Raw genomic sequence first — 6,826 nt, forward strand, 5'->3', positions numbered from 1 at the left:
AATTATTACACGTTATTCCCTTACTAGTCCATAGAGCGAGAGCGACTGCTGCACGGCGACGAGATCCGTGCCGAGCGACTCGGCGATGGCGTGGAAGCCCGGCACGTAGGTGTTCGCGGCGAAGGGACCGATCGAGGAGATCGTCACCAAAAGGGCCGCGTCGCCCCACGTGGGTCTTCCGGAGATGGCGCCTCGGGGGACGGCGGTTCCGGACATCGGTGTTGTTCTTTTTCGAGGGTCGGGCCGTCGGGGGTCGGCCCGTTAGAATGGCGTTGTTTCCGAAACCATAACACACCGCCAAAGATGAGCACCTACAAGGGACGCTTCGCCCCGAGCCCCACCGGCCGCCTCCACCGCGGAAGCCTCGCCGCCGCCCTGGCGAGCTGGCTCGACGCCCGCGCCCACGGGGGCGTCTGGGTCGTGCGGATCGAAGACATTGATCCGCCGCGCGACGTGCCGGGCGCGGCGGAAGACATCCTGCGCGTGCTCACGCGTCTCGGGATGACCTCCGACGAACCCGTGCGGTACCAAAGCCGCATGGACGGCCTCTACGAGGCCGCCCTGGAGAAGCTCCGAACGGCGGGACGGCTCTACGGCTGCGCCTGCTCGCGCACCGAAATACGTGAGTGCGCGCTCGCTCTCGGTCTCGCCCCCAACGTCTATCCGGGCACGTGCCGCCGGGGGACGAACGGGCGTCCGGTCCGGATGCTCCGGTTTCTGACGGATGACCAACCCGTCACCTTCACGGACCGCTGGTGCGGTCCCTTCACCCAGAACGTCGAGCGCGAGTGCGGCGACTTCGTCGTGAAGCGCGCGGACGGGCTCTGGGCCTATCAGCTGGCCGTCGTGGCGGACGACATCGATCAGGGCGTCACCGACATCGTGCGCGGGGCGGACCTCCTCGACAACACGCCGCGGCAGATCATGCTCACCAAAGCCTTGGGCGGCGCCCCGGCCCGCTACATGCACGTGCCGCTGGTGTTGAACGACCGCGGCGAGAAGCTCTCGAAGCAGCAGGGCGCGGTCCCGCTCACGGACGACCTGATGGATGAATTGGAGCGTGCCTTCACGCATCTCGGGTTCCCCAGGATCGGGGCGGACACGCCGGAGGCGTTCCTCAAAGCCGCCGTGCCCCTTTGGGCGGAGCGCTTCAGGGACTGAAGGCGTTGAGCGTCGACTGAAGGTCGATCAACCGGAGTGACGGCTCACCATCCTCCGATCTCAGAGAGGCTCCGACATGCCGACGGGCGAAGATTTCTCTTCGCCCGTTCGATTTCCAGCGGAGCATACGCTCGCTTTTCTTGACCGCCCCTTCACCGGAAAGGACGGTGAGAACGACTTACCGCAGGATGCGGGGCGGGCGCGCCAACTTCGCCATGGAGCTGCCGTCATCCTCCGCCGCGCGGAGCATCGCGTTCATTTCCTCGTCCGTGGGATCGTCGTCATCCTCGGGGACGATCTTGTCGGCGAGCCCGAGGAATGAGGGCACCACCACGTCGTCCGTCCCGACCGCCTCTTCGTCGTCGGGTTCGGTCACGTCGAGCACCTTGATTTCAAACTGGAGCGCGATCCCCGAGAGCGGGTGGTTGGCTTCCAAAACCGCCTGACCTTCCGCAACGTCGGTCACGCGCCAGCGGCGGCCGTCGGGGGCTTCGCCCGGAATTTCGTCGTAGACGAGGCCAGGGACGATGAGTTCGGGGTCGCCGAGGCGCTCCGCCGGGACGATCCTGATCGCGTCGGCGTCGTAGTCGCCGAAGGCGTCTTCGGGTTCGAGCTTGATCACGAAGCCTTCGCCGGGGAAGCGTCCGTCGAGCGCGGCCTCCAACTTCGGGAAGATGTCGCCGTGCCCGTGGAGATACGTGATCCCTTCTTCGGGCGACTCTTCGAGCACGCGCCCCGTCATGTCCGCCATGCGCACGGCGAGCGTCACGAGACGGTCCTTCTTCACATCGAGCTTCGTGGTCATCGGTGATCCTTCTTCGGATTGTCGGTTTTGTTCGGAGAGCGAAAGTCTAGCGGGTTTCGGGCGGCCCTGAAGGCGCCCCCCGCTCTTCAGGCGAAGAACGGCGCCTCGGCCGGAGGCCACGCGCGCCCGGCGGGGCGCGCCGGGAGCATGAGCAGCCCGAGGATGAGGATGGGCGTCACGCAGGGGATCAGCGCCAGCCCCGACCACGCGCCCGACATGCCGGCATCGTGAAAGCGCCGCGCAAGCATCGGAAAAAGCGCCGTCGACCAGGCGAAGACGAGCCAACTCACACCGTGCGCGATCCCGACCAACATCTCGTCCGAGATCCACTCGGCGTCGGCGATCGGGTCGAGCGCGAACCAACCCGCGGCGCCCAAAAGCGCCCAGAGGAGCGCCTCCCGCGCAAACCGCGTACGGGAGCTTCTTCTCTGCGGGTCGTAGACGGTGAGAAAGCCCTCCCCCACCATCGCAAAGAAGCGCACGCCGCCCGTCATGCGCCTCATCCGCGGCTCCCCAAAGGTTCGCTCATGATGCGCCGCCCCATGCGGGCGGCGGTCTCGGGGTCGCATTTTCCGTCTTTGGCGAGCTTTTCCAACTTCGTGCGGTAGCGCACGCGCAGCTGCATCTGAAGCGAAGGCGGCTCGCCCTCGCAAGCCAACAGGAATTCCGTCCAAAGCCGCTCGGCGGGATCCGCCGAAAGGGGCTTCCCCCGGGCACCTGGTGTTCCCTGCGGTTCGGGCACCACCGTGCCGATCCGCACGGGCGTGCCGCCGGGACCGGGCAAGGGTTCAGGCGCGGGGTCCGGCGTTCCGACGGAAGGCCGCCAGGCGATGGCAAAGAAGAGCACGAGGTTGAGCCCCGGCACCGCGGCGACGGCGGCCGTCGCCGGATTCATCCCCGCGTCCCGCAGACGCCTCGCCGTCGCGGCGACGGCGTGCCAGAGCGAAAGGAGCGCCAACCCCAGGGCCATGGCGAAACCCGCCCACCGCACCGCGTCCACTGCGTGGCGGTCCGCGGAAATCGCGAGCGCCAGGGCGACGCCGAGCGCCAACGCCGACGCGTAGAGCGAACGGGCGAAGCCCTCGGTGCGCGTGCGCCCGAAGGGCGAAAGCGACCAGGCGTCGGGGGCGAGGATCGAGTCGGAGCGGGTCATGGTGGGGGTACCAAAAACGAAGAGGCCTCAGCGCGCCGCCGAAGCCTCTTCCTTCCATTTGACGGTGGTGCCTTCCGTCCGATCAGCGGAGCTGTTCGGCCAAAAGCGTCAGGATGTTCGGCGCGACGCCCGTCGGGTCTTCGCCGCCGTCCGGACCCTGAACCGTCACGCGGGTCGTGGCGCCTTCGTCGCCGAGGTGGATGCGGTAGTTGGGCGCATCAACGGGCTTCTGGCTCCCGAACACGTTCGCGAAGAAGCCCTGTTCGCTCTTCATGCGCTCTTCGTAGGTCGGATCGAGGTAGCGGACCATGAAGTAGCCCGCGACGCGGTCGCGGTCGACCAATTCAAAGCCCATGCGGTCGATGACGAGGCCGACCGTGCGCCAGGCGCGGTCAAAGGGTTCCTTCATGTCGACGGCTTCGAGGACGCCCTGCTCGTTCTTGACGAGGTCCGCCTTCGGCTCGGTCGGGGTCTGCTGGAGATCCTTCTGGACCTGAGCTTCTTCCAGGGCCTTCTGGGCGTTCGGGTTGAATTCGGCGTCGAGGCGCAGCGCGAGACGCTGAAGCATTTCCGCTTCCATCATCGGGTCGGCGGGACCGGGCTGCCAGATCGTGTTGCCGTTCTGGGAACCGGTGACGACTTCGACCATCGAGCGGTGCGTGATGTAGATGTTCGACGTGCCGTCGTCGTTCCTTTCGATGCGGGTGCGGTACTGGTCGCGCTCACCGGTCGAGTACGCAAAGTCGAGGACCTTGCCGATCGTGCCGCGGATGATGTCCTGCGGGAGCTTCGCCTTGTTCTCGGCCCATTCCGTTTCCATGTAGCCCGTTTCCGGGTTCTGCTGACGGATGACGAGACCGACCGACGGCCAGAAGTCCTGGACCACGGTCCAAACCTGTTCGGCGGGCGCCGTCACCTGGAGCCAGCGGCTCTGGCCGTCCTTCATCACCTTGACGTTCACCGTGTCGGGCACGATGTACTGCGCGGCGACGTTCTGCGGATTCTGGTTCTGCGCCGCGGCGGCCTGGCGGGCCGCTTCGGCGTTGGCGCTCACCACGCTCGGACGCGAAGGCACGTCGAAGCGGTCGTCCGTCTTGATCGGCGTCATGTCGGGCGGCACTTCCAGGTTCGCCCGCGTGTTCGAGGCCTCGTACTGAACCTTGTCGTTGTTGAAGGCCGAGTTGATGTCGATGCCGAAGTAGGCGCAACCCGTGAGCGACATCACGGCGGGGGCCAGGGCGGCGAGACGAAGCGTGTGCTTGGTCATCCTTATTCGTTCCTGTGGTTTGGGCCCGAAGGCCATAGTCCGAAAATTTTAGCAAAGCGACCGGGGCTTTTGGCGCGGCGGGACGCCCCGAAGTCAAGCGGCAAGGGGATGCGGGCGAAGGTCTTCACGCGGTTTTCGCGTCGGGCCGCATCCCGGTCCGGCCGTCGGAGCGTCCGACGGCCGCTTGGAACCGGCCTCAAAGAATCAGATTGACGACCCACTGCCCCGCCCGGATGAAGGGCGCCACCACGTACCAAAGGCCGTTGAAGGCGAGAAGAAGCAGAAGGATCATGAAGCCCCAGCGCTCGGTCTTGTCGAATTCCCTCCCGATTTTCTCGGGGAGCACGCTCCGCACGATGCGCCCGCCGTCGAGCGGCAGGAGCGGAATCAGGTTCAGCGCCATCAGCACGACGTTCACCTGAATGCCGGCGACGGCGACCTCAAGGAAGAACCGCTCGTGGATCCCGACCGAGACCAGCACCTTGAGCAGAAGCGCCCAAAGCACGGCCTGAAGGAGGTTCGAGAGCGGCCCCGCCGCGGCGGTGATCCCCATCCCGGCCTTCGGGTTGCGGAAGTTCCAGGGGTTGATCGGCACGGGCTTCGCCCAACCGAAGAGGAGCGGCCCCATCCCGGAGAGCGTCGCGACAAGAAGCATCACGCCCGGCACGATGATCGTCCCCATCATGTCGATGTGGGGAAGCGGGTTCACCGTCACGCGCCCGAGCGAGCGGGCGGTGGGGTCGCCCAGGCGCTCCGCCGCCCAGCCGTGGGCGGACTCGTGGAGCGTGATCGCGAAGATCATGGGGAAGGCGTAGACGCAGAGCGTCTGAATGGCGTGGGCGATGTCCATGAAGGGAAGATGTTCGGGTGGGCTGAGGCGGAGAGAGCGGCTTCGGAACCGCAGCCTTCCCCGGTCGGTTCAAAACGTTGGGAATGCCGCGAATCTTAGCGGATCGGGGAAAGCGGCCGCGCGGGCAGGCACCTTTGCGGCCGCCGCGAAGGCGTAAAGGTGTTTTCGGAATTTTTCCGGGTCTGCTCCGGAAGTGGGCCGCGGGCTCACCAACGGAGGTACTGCCAGACGGGCTTGAGGTCTTTGGGGAGCTGCGGCTGGGTGCCGGGCGTCGGGCGCGAGGACCTGAGGCTGTGCCAGTCGCTCCCGGTGCTCGCGAGGAAGTCCATCTCGCGGGCGGCCTGCGCGAAGCGGACGTCGTCGTCCGCCGTCTGCGAGCCCGAGCACACTTCGATCGCTTCGCCCCCGGCCTTCTTGAAGTCCTCCATGAGCGCGCCGATCATCCAGTCCTCCGTGAAGCGGTAGCGGCCGGGGTGCGCGAGCACCGCGATGCCGTTCTGGTCGCGGATGAAACGGACGGCTTCGGCCACTTCGGGCCAGTCGACCTCGACGCAGCAGGGGCGCCCGGCTTTGAGGTACTTGTCGAAGGCGTCCTGATAGGTCTCGACGTGACCGTTTTCGTGAAGCCAGTTCGCAAAGTGCGTGCGCGAGAGGTTGTCCTTGTTGCCGGCCAAGGCGAGCGCGCCTTCGTAGGCGCCGTGAATCCCCATCGCGTCGAACTTCTCGGCGATGAGGCGCCCGCGGCGGTCACGCTTCAGGCACACGTCGCGGAAGAATTCGTCGACGCCGGCGTTTTCGGAGTCGAGCCCCAGCCCCACGATGTGGATCGTGCGGCCGCCCCAGCGCGACGAAATCTCCACCCCCGGGATGAAGCCCATGCCGAGCGCGTCCGCCTCGCGGTGCGCGGCGTGGATGCCGTCCATCGTGTCGTGGTCGGTGAGGCTCATCAGCGTGACGCCGTTGGCGTGCGCCAGGCGCACGAGTTCGGCGGGCGGGAGCGCACCGTCGGAGACGTTGGAATGGGTGTGAAGGTCGACGATCATGGGGATTCTCTTCTTCGGCCGGTTCGTTCGGTTCATCCGATTCGGCCCGGGGTTTTTGACGAGTCTAGCACGCAGGCGGCAGGCCCCTTTCCCCGCACGACGGCCTTTTCCGGGGCGCCCACCCTCCTTCTTCGCGTTTTCACTTGGCTCACTCTTGCTTTTTTCCCGGTCCGCATGTAGAATCCCTTTCCTCTAGTCGGGGCGTAGCGCAGCCTGGTAGCGCACTTGCATGGGGTGCAAGGGGTCGCGAGTTCGAATCCCGCCGCCCCGACCAGAACCAAACACTCGAAGAAAGGTTGTCGGCCGTCGAAGGCAGACAACCTTTTTTCTTTGGCGGATTCAGTCCGCCTCTTCCCGTCGAACCCGACGGTTTTTGAGGTGTTCTCATCGTGAACGAATTCCAGAAACTGCTCTTCCCGACCGCGAACGTCCGCGGTTCGACCGTCGTGCTCCACGAAGCCTTCACGGAGGCGATCGCGCATCAGAAGCTCCCCGGGGCGGTCCGCCGCCTCGCGGGCGAAGCCGCGGCCGCCGCGGTGCTCGCCGC

The 6,826-nt window shown here is 66.2% G+C and carries 7 protein-coding genes, 1 tRNA gene and 2 pseudogenes; 3 read left to right on the forward strand and 7 right to left on the reverse strand.

Going from position 1 to position 6,826, the window contains the following annotated elements:
* Positions 1-12: 12 nt before the first annotated feature.
* Entirely contained in the window at positions 13-216 is a 204-nt protein-coding gene (locus HMPREF9440_RS05280; protein ID WP_008542203.1) for a hypothetical protein, read from the reverse strand.
* An 87-nt stretch (positions 217-303) separates the two neighbouring features.
* On the opposite strand from HMPREF9440_RS05280, the gene gluQRS reads away from it, so the two are divergent.
* Complete coding sequence (gluQRS, locus tag HMPREF9440_RS05285) at positions 304-1,161, forward strand: tRNA glutamyl-Q(34) synthetase GluQRS (RefSeq protein ID WP_008542204.1); 858 nt, start codon at positions 304-306, stop codon at positions 1,159-1,161.
* Positions 1,162-1,339: 178 nt separating this feature from the next.
* On the opposite strand, the gene HMPREF9440_RS05290 is transcribed toward gluQRS, so the two are convergent.
* The 6 genes and pseudogenes from HMPREF9440_RS05290 to HMPREF9440_RS12415 all read right to left on the reverse strand — a co-directional run.
* Complete coding sequence (locus HMPREF9440_RS05290) at positions 1,340-1,966, reverse strand: FKBP-type peptidyl-prolyl cis-trans isomerase (protein ID WP_008542206.1); 627 nt, start codon at positions 1,964-1,966, stop codon at positions 1,340-1,342.
* Between the two features lie 86 nt (positions 1,967-2,052).
* A complete protein-coding gene (locus tag HMPREF9440_RS05295) occupies positions 2,053-2,469 on the reverse strand; it encodes a DUF805 domain-containing protein (RefSeq protein ID WP_008542207.1) in 417 nt (138 codons plus the stop codon).
* Complete coding sequence (locus HMPREF9440_RS05300; RefSeq protein WP_008542208.1) at positions 2,466-3,119, reverse strand: DUF805 domain-containing protein; 654 nt, start codon at positions 3,117-3,119, stop codon at positions 2,466-2,468. The genes HMPREF9440_RS05295 and HMPREF9440_RS05300 overlap by 4 nt, the downstream gene beginning before the upstream one ends.
* 82 nt (positions 3,120-3,201) lie before the next feature.
* The gene (bamC, locus tag HMPREF9440_RS05305) at positions 3,202-4,386 is read right to left on the reverse strand and encodes an outer membrane protein assembly factor BamC (protein WP_008542209.1); all 1,185 of its coding nucleotides are present in this window, start codon (positions 4,384-4,386) and stop codon (positions 3,202-3,204) included.
* A gap of 196 nt (positions 4,387-4,582) precedes the next feature.
* Positions 4,583-5,236 (reverse strand): site-2 protease family protein, encoded by a 654-nt coding sequence (locus HMPREF9440_RS05310; protein ID WP_008542211.1) that lies wholly within the window; start codon positions 5,234-5,236, stop codon positions 4,583-4,585.
* A 581-nt stretch (positions 5,237-5,817) separates the two neighbouring features.
* Positions 5,818-6,315: pseudogene (locus HMPREF9440_RS12415) on the reverse strand (PHP domain-containing protein); the annotation flags it as partial.
* 161 nt (positions 6,316-6,476) lie between these two features.
* Here HMPREF9440_RS12415 and HMPREF9440_RS05320 point away from each other — a divergent pair.
* Both HMPREF9440_RS05320 and HMPREF9440_RS11915 read left to right on the forward strand, forming a co-directional pair.
* A tRNA-Pro gene (locus HMPREF9440_RS05320) sits at positions 6,477-6,553 on the forward strand.
* Positions 6,554-6,725: 172 nt separating this feature from the next.
* Positions 6,726-6,826 (forward strand): annotated as a pseudogene (locus HMPREF9440_RS11915) (Hsp33 family molecular chaperone HslO); the annotation flags it as partial.

Origin of the sequence: Sutterella parvirubra YIT 11816, assembly GCF_000250875.1 — a bacterium.
GTDB lineage: Bacteria > Pseudomonadota > Gammaproteobacteria > Burkholderiales > Burkholderiaceae_F > Sutterella > Sutterella parvirubra.